This window comes from Streptococcus sp. 27098_8_70 (assembly GCF_041432215.1).
Classification (GTDB): Bacteria; Bacillota; Bacilli; order Lactobacillales; family Streptococcaceae; genus Streptococcus; species Streptococcus oralis_CP.
This window is the reverse complement of record NZ_JAPVZD010000001.1, coordinates 345343-363233: the sequence shown is the minus strand read 5'-3', so window position 1 is coordinate 363233 and position 17891 is coordinate 345343. Positions and strand designations below refer to the sequence as shown.

The window sequence follows — 17891 nt, the reverse complement described above, 5'->3', positions numbered from 1 at the left end:
GGAAGCCCGACTTTTTAGTTTTTCATAGTATTTAAGATACTTATCAAGTTTTGTATGATGGGGAACTTAATCAGTAGTCTGAGAAAATGTGGTTGCCCCAGATAAAAATTAAATCACACAGCTTTCACATTGGTTAGCACCGACTTCTCCACCATCATCTGTAAAGGTACGGACGTAGTAGATAGACTTGATACCCTTGTTGAAGGCATAGTTACGAAGGATAGACAAGTCACGTGTCGTTTGTTTGTTCTCTTTCTTCCATTCGTAAAGACCTTTTGGAATGTCGCTACGCATGAAGAGAGTGAGTGAAAGCCCTTGGTCCACGTGTTCAGTTGCGGCAGCGTAAACATCAATCACCTTACGCATATCCATGTCATAAGCAGAAGTGTAGTAAGGGATAGTATCTGTTGACAAACCTGCAGCAGGATAGTAGATTTTACCGATTTTCTTCTCTTGGCGTTCTTCAATGCGTTGTGTAATCGGGTGGATAGAAGCAGAAACATCGTTGATGTAGCTGATAGAACCATTTGGAGCAACAGCTAGACGGTTTTGGTGATAAAGACCATCTGCTTGAACCTTTTCGCGAAGTTCAGCCCAGTCAGCAGCACTTGGGATAAAGACATCTTTAAAGAGTTCTTTAACACGGTCTGATTTTGGAACAAACTCGCCTGTCACATACTTGTCAAAGTAGCTTCCATTAGCATAGTCTGATTTTTCAAAGTTGTGGAAGGTGATACCACGTTCGCGCGCGATGTTATTAGATTCTACCAAGGTCCAGTAGTTCATAAGCATAAAGTAGATGCTTGTAAATTCAATTGACTCAGGTGATCCGTACTCAATCAGTTGTTGGGCAAGGTAACTATGAAGTCCCATGGCACCAAGACCAAAGGTGTGAGCCAAACTGTTTCCGTGGTCGATAGTAGGAACAGCTACGATGTGTGAACTATCTGTAACGAAAGTCAAAGCACGAACCATCGCACGGATAGAACGACCAAAGTCAGGTGAAGTCATCATGTTGACAACGTTGGTTGAACCAAGGTTACATGAAACGTCCGTTCCCATTTGAAGGAATTCTTGAGCATCGTTGATCAAGCTTGGTTCTTGAACTTGAAGAATCTCAGAACACAAGTTACTCATGATAATCTTTCCATCAACAGGATTTGCACGGTTAGCCGTATCAATGTTGACGACATAAGGGTAACCAGATTCTTGTTGCAATTTAGAGATTTCAGTTTCCAAATCACGCGCCTTGATTTTTGTCTTGCGGATATTTGGATTTGCGACCAATTCATCGTATTTTTCAGTGATGTCGATGTAGTTGAACGGTACACCATACTCAAGCTCTACAGAGTATGGGCTGAAGAGGTACATTTCTTCATTTTTACGAGCCAATTCGTAGAACTTATCGGGTACTACAACACCAAGTGAGAGGGTCTTAACACGAACCTTTTCATCGGCATTTTCTTTCTTAGTTGAAAGGAAAGCGATGATATCTGGGTGAAAGACATTGAGGTAGACAACCCCAGCACCTTGACGCTGACCCAATTGGTTAGAGTAAGAGAAACTGTCTTCGAAGAGTTTCATAACTGGTACGACACCAGAAGCAGCACCTTCATAACCTTTGATAGGAGCTCCGGCTTCACGAAGGTTGCTGAGGGAAATTCCCACACCACCACCGATACGTGAAAGTTGAAGAGCAGAGTTGATAGAACGGCCGATAGAGTTCATATCATCGGTTACTTGAATCAAGAAACAAGATACCAACTCCCCACGACGAGCACGGCCAGCATTCAAGAAGGAAGGAGTAGCAGGTTGGTAGCGTTGGTGGATGATTTCATTGGCAATATCAGTCGCAATTGCTTCATCCCCGTCAGCAAAGTAAAGTGCATTAAAGAAGACACGGTCTTCCATGCTTTCAAGGTAGTATTCCCCATCGTTAGTCTTCAAGGCATATTGGTTGTAAAACTTATAGGCAGCCATGAATGATTTGAATTGGAAGTTTTGGTTCTTGATAAATTGATGCAATTCTTCCAAAAACTCTGGACGGTATTTCTTTAGAAATGCAGTTTCGATATAGTTGTGTTCAATAAGGTAGTTGATTTTATCAGTAATTGAATCAAAAACCATGGTATTTGGAACCACATTTTCTTTAAAGAAGGCATCTAAGGCTTCCTTATCTTTATGAAGCATGATTTGTCCATTGACAGGACGGTTGATTTCGTTATTGAGACGGAAGTAAGTTACGTCCTCAAGATGTTTTAATCCCATAAAATTTCCTTTATCTAATTACAAAAGAAAGGCCTCTAAGTTAGCCCTAGAAGCAATTTCTTCTGGATGATGTACTAAGATTATGCTAATTGTTTCAGTTTTCCTGGTTGGAAGCCTGAAAAGACTTCAGTTGGTGTTTGGATAACAGGAGCTGCGCTGAAACCGAGCTCTTTAACTTGATCGATGTACTCTGGTTGCTCGTCGAGATTGATCTCACGATAAGCGACATTGTTGCTGTCCAAGAAACGCTTGGTCATCTTACATTGGACACAGTTGTTTTTAGAATAAACGGTTACCATTTTCGTAACTCCTCTTTCAAAATAGATTACTTTCTTAGTATATCAGAAAAAAAAACTTTGTCAAACTTTTTAAACTAAATCTTGTGCTAAAAAGTTACAGTTTTAAAAACAAAGCACAAGATATAGTGTTTTGTCAGAGTGTAAAATTGGGTTTTCATTGAACTATCAAAGTTTATCAAAACAAAAAAACTATATACTGTATATTGGTAAGATAAATAGAAGATTTTCAGCAAGTTATCAGAAAGGAAATAGAAGAAAGTCCATAAAACACTTGAAAAATAATCTAGAAGGTGATATAATACAGTCTTGTAAGGGTTATCACATATAATCCAAAAAAGAAATAACTAAAGGAGAGTCAAACTATGGCTTCTAAAGATTTCCACGTAGTGGCAGAAACAGGTATTCACGCACGTCCAGCAACATTGTTGGTTCAAACAGCTAGCAAATTTGCTTCAGATATCACTCTTGAATACAAAGGTAAATCAGTAAACCTTAAATCTATCATGGGTGTTATGAGTCTTGGTGTTGGCCAAGGTGCTGACGTTACAATTTCAGCTGAAGGTGCAGATGCTGACGACGCAATCGCTGCTATCACTGAAACTATGGAAAAAGAAGGATTGGCATAAGGAAAATGACAGAAATGCTTAAAGGAATCGCAGCATCTGACGGTGTTGCAGTTGCAAAAGCATATCTACTCGTTCAACCGGATTTGTCATTTGAGACTATTACAGTCGAAGATACAAACGCAGAAGAAGCTCGCCTTGATGCCGCTCTACAGGCATCACAAGACGAGCTTTCTGTTATTCGCGAGAAAGCAGTAGGTACGCTCGGTGAAGAAGCAGCTCAAGTTTTTGACGCTCACTTAATGGTTCTTGCTGACCCTGAAATGATCAGCCAAATCAAGGAAACAATCCGTGCGAAGAAAGTGAATGCAGAAGCAGGTCTGAAAGAAGTAACAGACATGTTTATCACTATCTTTGAAGGTATGGAAGACAACCCATACATGCAAGAACGCGCAGCGGATATCCGCGACGTGACAAAACGTGTATTGGCAAACCTCCTTGGTAAAAAATTGCCAAACCCAGCTTCTATCAATGAAGAAGTAATCGTGATTGCGCATGACTTGACTCCTTCAGATACAGCTCAATTGGACAAAAACTTTGTAAAAGCTTTTGTAACCAACATTGGTGGACGTACAAGCCACTCAGCTATCATGGCGCGTACGCTTGAAATTGCAGCAGTATTGGGTACAAACAATATTACTGAAATCGTTAAAGACGGTGACATTCTTGCCGTTAACGGTATCACTGGTGAGGTTATTATCAACCCAACTGATGAGCAAGCAGCAGAATTCAAGGCTGCTGGTGAAGCGTATGCGAAGCAAAAAGCTGAATGGGCTCTCTTGAAAGATGCACAAACAGTAACTGCTGATGGTAAACACTTTGAATTGGCTGCCAACATCGGTACTCCAAAAGACGTTGAAGGTGTCAATGACAACGGTGCTGAAGCTGTTGGTCTTTACCGTACAGAGTTCTTGTACATGGATTCTCAAGACTTCCCAACAGAAGACGAGCAATACGAAGCTTACAGGGCTGTACTTGAAGGAATGAACGGTAAACCTGTTGTCGTTCGTACAATGGATATCGGTGGAGATAAGGAGCTTCCTTACTTCGATATGCCTCACGAAATGAACCCATTCCTTGGATTCCGTGCCCTTCGTATCTCTATCTCTGAGACTGGAGATGCTATGTTCCGCACACAAATCCGTGCCCTTCTTCGTGCGTCTGTTCATGGTCAATTGCGTATCATGTTCCCAATGGTTGCGCTCTTGAAAGAATTCCGTGCAGCGAAAGCAGTCTTTGACGAAGAAAAAGCGAACCTTCTTGCTGAAGGTGTTGCAGTTGCGGATAATATCCAAGTTGGTATCATGATCGAAATCCCAGCAGCAGCAATGCTTGCAGACCAATTTGCTAAAGAAGTTGACTTCTTCTCAATTGGTACAAACGACTTGATCCAATACACAATGGCAGCAGACCGTATGAACGAACAAGTTTCATATCTTTACCAACCATACAACCCATCAATCCTTCGTTTGATTAACAACGTTATCAAAGCAGCTCACGCTGAAGGTAAATGGGCTGGTATGTGTGGTGAGATGGCTGGTGACCAACAGGCTGTTCCACTTCTTGTCGGAATGGGCTTGGATGAGTTCTCTATGTCAGCAACATCTGTCCTTCGTACACGTAGCTTGATGAAGAAACTCGATACAGCTAAGATGGAAGAGTACGCAAACCGTGCCCTTACAGAATGTTCAACAATGGAAGAAGTTCTTGAACTTCAAAAAGAATACGTTAATTTTGATTAATCGAAAAGTCCTTGCAACTCAGTTGCAGGGATTTTTTTAAAGAATTTTCAAGAAAATCTTTTTTATATAAAGTCCATTCTAGAGAAAGTAGCGGTGAAGAATAAAAAAATACTTAACTGGTTCATAAAATTCTTGACAAGTTGCAAATTTAGGAGTAAACTATTAACCAGTTAAGCAATAGAGAGGAGTTTCTGCAATTTAGAAATGAATTGCAAATAGAAATATTAAAAAAGAAAGAGAGTTTCGATGAAAATTAATAAAAAATACCTAGCTGGTTCTGCGGCGGCTTTAATTTTAAGTGTCTGTTCTTATGAGTTGGGACTGTATCAAGCCAGAACTGTTAAGGAAAATAATCGTGTTTCCTATATAGATGGAAAACAAGCGGCGCAAAAAACGGAGAATCTGACTCCTGATGAGGTTAGCAAGAAAGAAGGCATCAATGCGGAGCAAATCGTTATCAAGATAACAGACCAAGGCTATGTCACTTCACATGGCGACCACTATCATTATTACAATGGGAAGGTCCCTTATGATGCTATCATCAGTGAAGAGTTGCTGATGAAGGATCCAAACTACCAGCTCAAGGACGAGGATATTGTCAGTGAAATCAAGGGCGGTTATGTTATCAAGGTAGATGGAAAATACTATGTTTACCTTAAGGACGCATCCCATGCGGATAATGTCCGTACAAAAGAAGAAATCAATCGACAAAAACAAGAACATAGTCAGCATCGTGAAGGAGGGACTTCAGCAAATGATGGCGCGGTAGCCTTGGCACGTTCACAGGGACGCTACACCACGGATGATGGATATATCTTTAATGCATCCGATATCATTGAAGATACTGGTGATGCTTATATCGTTCCTCATGGCAACCATTACCATTACATTCCTAAGAGTGAGTTATCAGCCAGCGAATTGGCTGCAGCAGAAGCCTTTCTATCTGGTAGAAGTGGCCAATCAAATACGCCTACTTATAGCCGTACCAATAACAACAGTGCTAGCAGCGATGTAGATAGATGGACCCCATCCTATAATAAAAAAGGCAACAGCTATACGAACACAGCTAACAACAGTAGCGACGATAGCCAAGCAAGTCAAAGCGATGAGGATATTGATGGCCTTCTGAAACAACTTTATGCCTTGCCACTCAGCCAACGACACGTAGAATCTGATGGCCTTGTCTTCGACCCAGCACAGATTACAAGTCGAACAGCCAGAGGAGTTGCTGTGCCTCATGGGAACCATTATCATTTCATCCCTTATTCACAGATGTCTGAATTGGAAGAACGAATCGCTCGCGTCATCTCACTTAGCTATCGTTCAAATCATTGGCTACCGGATTCAAGACCAGAACAACCAAGTCCACAACCGACTCCGGAACCTAGTCCGAGTCCACAACCTGCACCAACTCCTCAACCAACTCCAAGCAATCCAATTGATGAAAAATTGGTTAAACAGGTGATTCGAAAAGTAGCTGATGGCTATGTATTTGAGGAGAATGGAATCTCTCGTTATATTCCTGCCAAGGAACTTTCAGCAGAAACTGCAGCAGCCATTGATAGTAAACTAGCCAAGCAAGAAAGTTTGTCTCATAAACTCGGAGCTAAGAAAACCAACCTCCCATCTGGTGATCGAGGATTTTACAATAAGGCTTATGATTTACTAGCAAGAATTCATCAGGACTTACTTGATAATAAAGGTCGTAAAGTTGATTTTGACGCTTTGGATAAACTGTTGGAACGTTTAAATGATGAAAGCAGTGATAAAGTCAAGTTGGTGGATGATATCTTGGCCTTTCTAGCACCGATTCGTCATCCAGAACGTTTAGGAAAACCAAATGCGCAAATAGCTTACACAGATGATGAGATTCAAGTAGCCAAGTTGGCAGGCAAGTATACAACAGAAGATGGTTATATCTTTGATCCTCGTGATATCACCAGTGATGAGGGGGATGCCTATGTAACTCCACATATGACCCATAGTCATTGGATTAAGAAAGATAGTTTGTCTAAAGCCGAAAGAGCGGCAGCCCAGGCTTATGCTAAAGAGAAAGGTTTGACTCCTCCTTCAACAGACCATCAGAATCCAGGAAATACTGAGGTTAAAGGAGCAGAAGCTATCTACAACCGCGTGAAAGCAGCTAAGAAGGTGCCACTTGATCGTATGCCTTACAATCTCCAACATACTGTAGAAGTCAAAAATGGAAGCTTGATTATTCCTCATTATGACCATTACCATAACATCAAATTTGAGTGGTTTGACGAAGGACTTTATGAGGCACCTAAGGGGTATAGTCTAGAAGATCTCTTTGCGACTGTCAAGTACTATGTCGAACATCCAAACGAACGTCCGCATTCAGATAGTGGTTGGGGCAACGCAAGTGACCATGTTCAAAGAAACCAAAATGGTCAAGCTGATAACAATCAATCGGAAAAACCATCAGTGGAGAAACCTCGTAAAGAAAAACCTCGCGAAGAGAAACCTCAAAGTGAGAAACCAGAATCTCCAAAACCAACTGAGGAGCCGGAAGAAGAATCACCGGAGAAACCCGAAGAACCTCAGGTCGAGACTGAAAAGGTTGAAACGAAGTTGAGAGAGGCTGAAGAGCTACTTGCAAAGATCCAAGACCCCATTATCAAGTCCAATGCAAAAGAAACTCTCACTGGCTTAAAGAATAACCTGCTATTTGGTGCTAAGGATAACAATACCATTATGGCTGAGGCTGAAAAGTTGTTGGCTTTATTAAAGGAGAGCAAGTAAAGGTAGTAGCATTTTCTAGATCCTAAAAACAGGATAGGAGAACTAGAAAAGTTAAAATCGAAAATGAGAACAGAATGTAAGTTCTAGTTCTCATTTTTTTCATGAAAATATGTAAAATATCTTGACATATAGTGTAAATAAAGATAAACTATTTACTAGTTAATTAAATGGTTAAATACTAGTTAAGGAGTAACAATGAAAAAAAGAACATTTCTATTATTAGTGGTATGTCTCTTGGTTCTTGTCTTAGGAGCATGTAGTCAAAAAGAAAAACAAGAAGCAAAAGGAATGAAGATTGTAACAAGTTTTTACCCAATCTATGCCATGGTTAAAGAGGTATCGGGGGACTTGAATGATGTACGGATGATTCAGTCAAGTAGTGGGATTCACTCCTTTGAACCGTCAGCAAATGACATTGCTGCTATTTATGACGCGGATGTCTTTGTCTACCATTCTCATACGCTCGAATCTTGGGCCGGAAGTCTAGATCCTAACTTGAAAAACTCAAAAGTTAAGGTTTTAGAAGCTTCTGAAGGAATGACCTTGGAGCGTGTACCAGGTTTGGAAGATGTTGAAGCTGGTGACGGCATCGATGAAAAAACACTCTACGACCCTCACACTTGGTTAGATCCAGAAAAAGCAGGTGAAGAAGCTCAGATTATCGCTGACAAACTTTCGGAGATTGATAGTGCTAATAAGGAAACGTATCAAAAGAATGCTAAAAACTTTATCGCTAAAGCACAAGAATTGACTAAGAAGTACCAGCCTATTTTTGAAAAAGCGAGTCAAAAGACCTTTGTTACACAACACACAGCTTTTTCTTATCTCGCTAAACGATTTGGACTTAATCAACTTGGTATTGCAGGTATCTCTCCCGAACAAGAGCCAAGTCCGAGACAGTTGACAGAAATCCAAGAATTCGTTAAAACCTATAAGGTTAAAACCATCTTTACTGAGAGCAATGCTTCTTCTAAAGTCGCTGAGACCTTGGTCAAATCAACAGGAGTTAGCCTAAAGACACTCAATCCTTTGGAAGCTGATCCTGAAAATGACAAAACTTACTTAGAAAATCTAGAAGAAAATATGAATGTTCTTGCAGAAGAATTAAAATGAGGAGATGATGAAAATGAAGAAGAAATGCCTTGCAGCAGGATCGGCTCTTGTCCTTTCCCTAAGCCTTTGCATCTATGCATTGAACCAACACCAGGTAGAAGGAAACAAAGATAATAACCGTGTGTCTTATGTCGATGGGAAGCAAGATTCTCAAAAAACAGAGACCCAGACACCAGATCAAGTTAGCAAAAAAGAAGATATTCAGGCTGAACAAATTGTCGTGAAAATCACCGATCAAGGTTATGTGACTTCACATGGTGATCATTTCCATTATTACAATGGTAAAGTTCCTTTTGACGCGATTTTCAGCGAAGAACTGTTGATGAAAGATGCCAATTATCAACTGAAAGACGCTGATATTGTCAACGAAATCAAAGGTGGCTACATTATCAAGGTTGATGGTAAGTATTATGTCTACCTTAAAGATGCGGCTCATGCTGATAATATTCGTACGAAGGAGGAAATTGAGCGCCAAAAACAAGACCATACTCACGACGCACCAACTTCTAATAGTGCAGTGGCGCTTGCTCAATCTCAAGGTCGCTATACAACTGATGATGGCTACATCTTTAATCCTTCTGATATTATAGAGGATACTGGAGATGCTTATATCGTACCTCACGGTGGACATTACCACTACATTCCAAAGAGTTCCTTGTCTGCTAGCGAATTAGCTGCTGCCCAAGCCTACCTCTCTGGAACTAGAACTCAGCAGAGTGTGACTGACTATCGTCCTAGTCCAAACGAAACTGGTCAAACTACCAACCAAAGTCAACAGGCTGAAACACCAAGTAATCAAGCTGAGAGTCTTCAGAGTCTATTGCAACAGCTCTATGCTCTTCCAAGTAGTCAACGTTATGCTGAATCAGATGGCTTGATTTTTGACCCTGCTAAGATTTCAAGTAGAACGCCGAGTGGTGTGGCGATTCCTCACGGAAATCACTATCATTTCATCCCATATACAAAACTTTCTGCCTTGGAAGAAAAGATTGCACGTATGATTCCTTTATCTAGCGACGGTGGGAAGCCAACACCTTTGGAAAATCCAAGCAAACCAACAGAACATCCAGCTCAACCAGATCATCATCATGACCAAGACGGTAACCATGGAAGTCAGGATACCAACCACGAAGATCATGACCATGATGGAGAGGAGCATGACCATCACCACGGTGAAGAACATGATCATGGTTTTGCAGCTGACCGTGTTATTAGTGAAGATGAGCAAGGGTTTGTAGTTTCTCATGGAGATCACGCTCATTATTTCTTTAAGAAGGACTTGACTGCAGCCCAAATCAAAGCTGCCCAAGATCACTTGAAAGAAAATCATCAGTCTCAGCACGTTCAACCACTTGCAAAGACTGTGGAAAGTTTCTCAAGAGATGCTAGCGATGAAGAAAAAATCAAGTATATCTCACAGACCTACGGAGTACCGCTTGAAGCGATTCGCATTTCAAATGGATTCTTTGTCTTTGGAAATCCGGATCAAGCGTATGATCCAACCCATATCCATCCTTATGCTGTTCGAAAAGAACATGTTCGTATTCCTCTCCAAACTGGAAATCCAGAACTGGATTTCCTAAATGAACTTTATACGACTGCCCTACGTGATGGGGTGTCTCCTTATAGTTTGCAAGTAGAGAATGGTAGTTTTGTGATTCCTCACGGTGATCACAATCACTACATTAAGGTTCAGACAAAGGGCTATGAAGTAGCTTTGAAAAATAAGATTCCGGCCCTACAATCGACCTATCAACCTGGAGCATTTGATGAACAAACAGTTCTATCTAAGGTGGATCAACTTTTAGCAGATAGCAGAAGTCTCTACAAAGACCAGCCAATCATGCAGAGACGGGTTGAACTTGCTTTGGGGCAGTTCACCGAAAATATGAAAAAATTGGCAACAAACTCAACTGCTGGATATCTAACATCCTTGGATCTCTTTGATAAACAGTATATCCATGTGGATCAAAGTGTGGCACCGGTTGAAACTTCACCTTTAGATAAGAAGTACCAAGCCCTTGTAGATAAGATCAATACACTGGATACAGATACTTATGGCTTGCCTAAGAAAGATCTCTTAGTACATTTGCAGGAAGCAAAACTAGCACAGGATGAGACAGAGTTGACTGCGATTGAAGCGAAACTGCAGGCCTTGCAAAATTTCCGAGATCGGACAGGGGTTACAACAGTAGAGTACATCAAGTACTTCTACGAACATGTGTCTGATGGTCGTTTGAGAGAAGAACTTCGGAACCGTGTTGCCAAGTTGACATGGGAACTTTACCAGTCACAATCTTTCCTCAAAGCAACCGACTTGAACAAGTTATTCCCAACTATTTACCAAACTAAGTTAGAAGTAGAAGAAGCTCTCAAAGAAGAACCCGTTTCTACAAAAGTTGGTAAGACTATTCTAGATACGGAAAAAGTAGATAGTCAAACTGCTAAGACCGCCATCTATGAATTCCTAAAAGAACTCTACGGTGATTTTATGCCAGAAGAGCGGGTTAGTCATGTTAAGAAGGAAGAAGTGGATGCTCTCCTAACTAAAGCTGCTCAACTCCTAGCACGTGTCAAAGAAGATGGTGTCAAACAATCCCTAGCTGAAGAAGCAGCTAATATCAAAGCGGCTACTGAAAAGGAAAATGCAGACCTTGACGAAGCTAAAACACAACTTGAGGATCTCTTGAATCGTATTGCAGCGACTATCCAACGAGAGAAAAAAGAAGCAGAACAGGATCCGCAAACGGTGATTATCTACCAAAAACTCTATAATATCTTGCTCTCTCTTCACAAGTACTTAGAGGATAACAAAGGATCCGATGCTGACTTTGAACGTGTTGATGGCCTATTTGATCAACTTGCAGCCAAAAGTAGTGATAAAGAAGGCCTCCTCACTCTAGCTAAAGAAATCATTAGCTTGAACCAGGAACTCCGTTCAAAAGCAAGTAAAACTGATAGCCAATCTAAGTCTGAGAAAGACAGTGAAACAGCTGCTTCTAAACCAACAGAAAAGCAAGCGCAAAGTGAGTCTGAGACAAGTGCTCAACCAAATGAATAAAAAGAAAGGCGAAGTAGCTGAGCTACCTCGTCTTTTTTAGTCTTTATAAGATACAATGCCAATGATGGTATCCACCGCACGCTCCATAGTCTGAAGGCTGACGTATTCAAAACGTCCATGCATGTTTTCACCACCAGCAAAGATATTTGGAGTTGGGATACCCATAAAGGAAATCTTAGAGCCATCTGTTCCACCACGAATTGGTTCAATAATTGGCGTGATACCTAAATCTTCCATAACATCCTTAGCAATGGTAACGGGTGTCATGTCTTTCTCAATGACTTCCTTCATATTGTAGTACTGGTCTGTCAGAGTCAAGGTCACGCGATCATTCCCAAGTTCTTGATTCATCTTATCAGCAATAGACTGCATAGCTGCTTTACGAGCTTCAAAGGAATCCTTTTCAAAGTCACGAATGATGTAGCTTGTACGCGCCTCCTCTACACTACCTGACACATCCATAAGATGATAGAAACCTTGGTAACCATCTGTTAGTTCAGGTCGGTCATTCTCAGGAAGTTGATTATGAAAATCAATCGCTAGCTGAAGTGCATTGACCATCTGACCTTTAGCAGTACCAGGATGGACATTGCGCCCTTGGAAATGAAGCTCAGCAGCTGCTGCTGAGAAAGTCTCGTACTGAAGTTCTCCTAGCGGACCACCATCAACAGTATAGGCAAAGTCAACGTCAAAATCTTCTGCATCAAATTTGTTAGCTCCAACGCCAATTTCTTCATCTGGACCAAAACCAACTCGAATCTCACAGTGTTTGATTTTGGGATGAGCAGTCAGGTATTCGATAGCAGTCATAATTTCAGCAATCCCAGACTTGTCATCAGCACCCAGCAAGGTCGTTCCATCAGTTGTGATAAGCGTTTGGCCTTGATATTTCTCAAGGCTCTTGAAATCAGCAGGATCGAGTTTAAATCCAGAATCACCCAAGTCGATAGCTCTACCATCGTAATTTTCGATGACTTGCGGATTAACTCCCTCAGCATTAAAATCAGCAGTATCCATGTGGGAGATGAAGCCAATCTTGCGTGACAAGCTTGGATCGTTTGCTGGTAAGGTCCCAATAGCAAAACCATTTGGAAGGTAGTAAACGTTTTGCAGACCGACACGTTTCATTTCAGGAATAAGAACATTGGTCGCAAAATCTACCTGGCTTTGCGTACTTGGAGTAGTAGTAGAGTATTCATCAGAACGCGTATTAACCTTAACGTAAGTCAAGAAACGATCTAAAAGGTTCGGATAAGTCATAAAAACTCCTTTAACAATCATAAAATAGAATGCAAACTTCGGAAAAAGCCTCATTCTGAAAATTTCACGAATTTTGAAAAAATATAATAATTCAAATTCAGAAGACTTTTAAATGAAATTTTGGATATTCTAGAATAAAATATATGCATTGATATTTTATGAGATTTTTTTATTCTTTTTTCATTTTACCATAGAATAGTTTGAAAGACAAAGAAGAATCATACTCTTTTATTAATTAACATAATATAAAATTAATCATATTAATTGACACTGCGTGAACTTTATTGTACAATTATCTTGTAAATGTCCTAGATTGATATAGTAACAATATTAGTACATTCTAGTTAAGGAGAATAAAATGAACATTCGCTTCGATTTTAAGAAAGTTCAAATTATTGCACGCCGTTTAGTTACACTGTTAGCTATTCTCTTTTTGTGTGCTCCGATAAGTTTGTTAAATGCTGATTTTACTACAGAACCTCAGACAACCCTTCATAAAACAATTACTCCGATATCAGGACAGGATGACAAGTATGAGTTGTCATTGGATATCACTTCCAAACTGGGAACGGAGACCCAAACGGATCCCTTGGATGTTGTTTTAGTAGCAGATCTTTCAGGAAGTATGAACAAGAGAGATGTTCCTTCTTCTACTGGCCGAACAATTACAAGATTGGATGCTTTAAAAAATACTCTTAAAGGAACTCGAAATCGTCAAGGATTAATTGATACCATTTTATCCAATTCAAATAATCGGTTATCCATGGTAGGTTTTGGCGGAAAGATTGATAATAAGTTTGCGGAACAAGCATGGAATTCCTACTACCGAAAATGGGAGTGGGGGTATCGGTATTGGCCGTATGAAGCGAGAACAGCATTTTATGATGGTGTGTCCCCATGGGATGATGCGGAAACGATTTTAAATTGGAATAACGATGCTAGTGGTTCAAAGACTGCAGTCAGTAATATGAGAATTGCTGGTGGTCAATCAATAGGGACTGAATCAGGAATCGGTACAGGAACCAATATTAGCGCGGGTATTCGTATTGCTAATCAATTGATAGATAGTGCAAGACCAAATGCCAAGAAGGTTGTTATTGTTCTATCAGATGGTTTTGCCAATATGTATTACAACGACAGTGGTTATACAGTTTATAACTATAATAATCAAGATGGATCAGAAACGGCACCAGATTGGTTCTGGAATAATTTAGATGTATCTATCAATAATCTCGCCTATAGTCTCGCTCCAAAACTAGCTGGTTTTTACTCTATTAAGTTTCGTTATTCAAATAATGTCGATAGTATTACCAGTTTGCAGTATTATATCAGGTACCACAATTCTTCCATTCCTAATGAAATCCTATCCGCAAACAATGAAGACCAGTTACGAGACAGTTTCAAAGATATCACTGATAAGATTCTGCCACTGGGAATCCACCACGTGACCATTAAGGATGTTCTTTCTAAGTATGTCCAGCTATTACCAAACGGATCGTCAGAGTTTCGTGTAGTGAAAGAAAAGGCTGGTAGCAGTGAAACATTAACCGAAAATCAAGTAACTTTTGATTCCAAGACAACGTCAGAAGGATTAGTGGAAGTTACAGCTAAATTTTCTCCGAATTATTCTTTAGAAGATGGGGCTAGGTATGTCCTCAAATTTACTGTTACATCAAGCCAAGATGCCTTAGATGCTATTGCTGGTGATAAAAAACTAGAGACTGGTGATGCTGAAGGTTCTGATGTCAATAAACTCTACTCCAATAAAGGTGCCAGTGTCACCTATTCCTATGGAATAGGCACCTCTCAAACCAAGACCAAAGAATACTCTGACAACCCAACATTTAAGCCTTCGGATCCATTAACGGTTCCGGTGGAAGTGAAGTGGGAAGGTGTTAATGGAAGTAGCACAGTAACAGCTAGTCAACCTAAGGCTTTAGATTTTAAATTAATTCAAAAGAGCAAGAGTGCTGGAACAGACAAGAATGAATACAGGAAAACTAGTGTTGGAGTAAAAGCAGGTGAGCTAAGTAAAACTTCCAATTTTGAAAAAGTAGCTAAGGGTTATCAATATGATCTTACAGCCCCTGATGTTCCAGGTTTTACTAAGGAAGTAAAAAAAGAAGGAACGGACCAATCGCCAACCTTTAAAGTATCTTATCGTCAATTACCTAGTTTGACGATAAGAAAGATATTAGTCCCTGAAGATACATCGAATAAGAGTTTTAATATTAACATCGAGCTAACTGATAAAGAACGAAATCCTATAAATGGTACTTTCGGTGATATCAAAGTTACTAATGGACGTGCTCAAATACCATTAACACATAATGCCGAAAAATCTCTAAAATATCTCCCGTATGGAACTCATTACAAAGTTGAAGAAGACGTGGCATCAACGAACGGTTACCACGTTACATATGAGAATCAAGAGGGTGATCTGAATAAAGACGAAACCAGTATTGTCACAAATCACAAGCTTCCAAGTTTATTAGTTACAAAAAAGGTTACAGGTGTATTTGCCAACCTATTAAAATCCTTCAAGATTACCATTAACATCAGCGATGCTCAGAATAGTCCACTGAATGGAACCTATAATGCAACGGTGAATAATAAAAGAACCCCTCTGCAATTTACGAATGGTCGAGCGTCTATTGATCTAAACAAAGATCAAACCATAAAAATTGATGGACTTCCACTTGATAGTCACTATACCGTAGAAGAGGAATCAAACTCTTCTCGTGGATATCAGGTATCTTATGAAAATCAAGAAGGCAAACTGGATGGGGATAAGTCCGCGACAGTCACGAATAACAAGAACAGTGTACCTGAAACCGGAGTTGACTTCCTCAGCAGTACACTCGTGTTAGGAATAATCCTTCCTCTAGGAGGAATCTTCTTTACAATCCTACTCGGATATCTAGTGGTACACAGGAGAAAATAATGCTACTTAAAAAGAAACATAAGAAAACAGTAACACAAGTCAATCGGGATAAGTCTCCGCCGAGTGTATGGGGAGATATCCTCTACTTAGTCAGTAAGCTTCTGATAGTTGGGTTTGTACTGGCCACCCTTTACTTTTTTGTCTTTGGACTATTGAGATACAATGACGATGGCATGAAGCCAGCCTTAAAAGATGGCGACTTGGTTGTCTACTATAGGTTGGATAAACGTTATTCGATTGGTGATCTGCTTGTCTATAGTTATAAGGGTAAGGAAAGAGTGGCGCGTGTCATTGCAACCGAAGGAAGTACAATCGATATAAACGAAAATGGTCTCATCATCAACGGTTCTCCTCAACAAGAGCAGGATATCTACAAAGAAACGCTGCTCTATAAGGAAGGGGCTACCTTCCCAATGAAAGTCCCAGCAGGACAACTCTTTGTCCTCGGAGACAATCGAACAACGGCTGTAGATAGTCGTGTTTTTGGAACCATTCCTATACAGGATACCCATGGCAAGGTGGTAACAGTCCTAAGGCGACGGGGCTTTTGATGACAATTTATGAAAAAAGAAATTAAAAAATAAAAGGAATAATCATGAAAAAAACATTTTTGAAAAAATTAGTTACTGCAAGTATTGCAGCTGTAACCGCCTTGTCGGTCTTTAGAGGAGTGCCAACATTTGCGGATGATAATGATGTGGCAACTGCTAAAGCAACTGGTGAAACAAGTGCAAAAGTTTCTATTAATAAGGTGTTGAATATTGCGGAAGGAATTACAACACCTGAAGCAACTTTTACTTTTACTTTTACCCCTAAAACTGGTACATCATCAAATGGTGCACCTTATGAAACGATTTCTGATTCAAATGGAAAAATAGCTGCAAAGAATGTAGTTTATTCTAAAAGTGATCTTTTGCAACCAAATCAAACTAGTATTAAGAAAGATACTGGAAATATTTTCGAAAGCGTAACCTACACACACGCCGGAGAATATGTTTATACTGTAGCAGAAACTCAAAATGTTGGTTGGGCACAAATTCTGAAAAATAGCGTAGCAATTGATTCTATGACATATGATAATCGTAGCTATGAAATGCACGTTATTGTAAAAAATAAGCAAAGCTCAGGTGTTTATATTTCATCTGTATATTTCAAACTAGTGTCTACAAGTTCTACTGCTAAAGTAAAACCATCTGAGAAGGGCGAACTTTATAAATATGATTTATTTGTAAATACTTACAGGAAAAATGCGGGTAAAATCACAAATCCAAATGAACCAACACCAAATAAACCTAAACCAGAAAATTTCAATCCAGGAGCAAAATCTTTAGTAATCAAAAAATTGGTAGAAGGTGATTCGGCTGATAAAACAAAAGACTTTACCTTTAAGTTAACTTTTACAAAAGCTTCAACAGATGATCAAGGTACATTTGTCGGACAAGTTGGTTCCACATCTTATACATTTGAGAATGGGAAAGAAAAAACAATTACCCTTCACCATGATCAATCTTTGGTATTTGACAATCTACCTGCAGGTACTCGCTATAAACTAGTTGAATCAGGATCTCAAGGTTATAAAGCAACAGCCTCATATAATGAAAATGGAGTTATAAGGAATCAAACAGGTACAGCTTCAGCTGATTTTACTCAAACTAGTATTTTAGTTGGTGAAAAGACAAATGATAATACCATTACAAATAGCTTGCCAAATGTTACCCCTACTGGTCTCTTGATTGACAACCTTCCTTTTATCTTGATGATTGGTCTTGGTTTGGCTGGATTTGTTGTTTTGTCTAAAAAACGCAGACAAGCTTAGGC

11 protein-coding genes are annotated in these 17891 nt (G+C 39.8%); 8 read left to right on the top strand and 3 right to left on the bottom strand.

Annotation, left to right across the window (positions count from 1 at the left end):
* Positions 1 to 108: 108 nt before the first annotated feature.
* Both nrdE and nrdH read right to left on the bottom strand, forming a co-directional pair.
* Positions 109 to 2268, bottom strand: coding sequence for a class 1b ribonucleoside-diphosphate reductase subunit alpha (nrdE, locus tag O3655_RS01720; protein ID WP_049478732.1), 2160 nt, complete (start codon positions 2266 to 2268; stop codon positions 109 to 111).
* Positions 2269 to 2348: 80 nt separating this feature from the next.
* Positions 2349 to 2567 carry a glutaredoxin-like protein NrdH gene (gene nrdH / locus O3655_RS01715; RefSeq protein WP_000259240.1) on the bottom strand — a complete coding sequence of 73 codons (219 nt, stop codon included), beginning with the start codon at positions 2565 to 2567 and terminating at the stop codon, positions 2349 to 2351.
* 362 nt (positions 2568 to 2929) lie between these two features.
* Here nrdH and O3655_RS01710 point away from each other — a divergent pair, with 362 nt between their 5' ends.
* From O3655_RS01710 to O3655_RS01690, 5 genes are all read left to right on the top strand, one after another.
* Complete coding sequence (locus tag O3655_RS01710; RefSeq protein ID WP_000146948.1) at positions 2930 to 3193, top strand: phosphocarrier protein HPr; 264 nt, start codon at positions 2930 to 2932, stop codon at positions 3191 to 3193.
* Between the two features lie 5 nt (positions 3194 to 3198).
* Positions 3199 to 4932 carry a phosphoenolpyruvate--protein phosphotransferase gene (gene ptsP / locus O3655_RS01705; protein ID WP_042902316.1) on the top strand — a complete coding sequence of 578 codons (1734 nt, stop codon included), beginning with the start codon at positions 3199 to 3201 and terminating at the stop codon, positions 4930 to 4932.
* Positions 4933 to 5178: 246 nt separating this feature from the next.
* Entirely contained in the window at positions 5179 to 7695 is a 2517-nt protein-coding gene (locus tag O3655_RS01700) for a pneumococcal-type histidine triad protein (protein WP_042902314.1), read from the top strand.
* Between the two features lie 195 nt (positions 7696 to 7890).
* A complete protein-coding gene (locus O3655_RS01695; protein WP_042902313.1) occupies positions 7891 to 8808 on the top strand; it encodes a metal ABC transporter solute-binding protein, Zn/Mn family in 918 nt (305 codons plus the stop codon).
* Positions 8809 to 8821: 13 nt separating this feature from the next.
* Positions 8822 to 11869, top strand: a complete 3048-nt coding sequence (locus O3655_RS01690; RefSeq protein ID WP_308697098.1) for a pneumococcal-type histidine triad protein — start codon at positions 8822 to 8824, stop codon at positions 11867 to 11869.
* Positions 11870 to 11905: 36 nt separating this feature from the next.
* Here O3655_RS01690 and pepT read toward each other — a convergent pair whose 3' ends face one another.
* The gene (gene pepT, locus O3655_RS01685; protein WP_308697099.1) at positions 11906 to 13129 is read right to left on the bottom strand and encodes a peptidase T; all 1224 of its coding nucleotides are present in this window, start codon (positions 13127 to 13129) and stop codon (positions 11906 to 11908) included.
* Positions 13130 to 13487: 358 nt separating this feature from the next.
* Between pepT and pitA the strand changes: the two genes are divergently transcribed.
* The 3 genes from pitA to O3655_RS01670 are packed head-to-tail and all read left to right on the top strand — an operon-like array spanning position 13488 to position 17889.
* Positions 13488 to 16073, top strand: coding sequence for a PI-2 pilus tip adhesin PitA (pitA, locus tag O3655_RS01680; protein WP_308697100.1), 2586 nt, complete (start codon positions 13488 to 13490; stop codon positions 16071 to 16073).
* Complete coding sequence (gene sipA, locus O3655_RS01675; protein ID WP_308697101.1) at positions 16073 to 16624, top strand: PI-2 pilus system signal peptidase SipA; 552 nt, start codon at positions 16073 to 16075, stop codon at positions 16622 to 16624. The genes pitA and sipA overlap by 1 nt, the downstream gene beginning before the upstream one ends.
* Before the next feature lie 44 nt (positions 16625 to 16668).
* The gene (locus O3655_RS01670) at positions 16669 to 17889 is read left to right on the top strand and encodes a DUF5979 domain-containing protein (protein WP_049520260.1); all 1221 of its coding nucleotides are present in this window, start codon (positions 16669 to 16671) and stop codon (positions 17887 to 17889) included.
* The last annotated feature ends 2 nt before the right edge of the window (positions 17890 to 17891 follow it).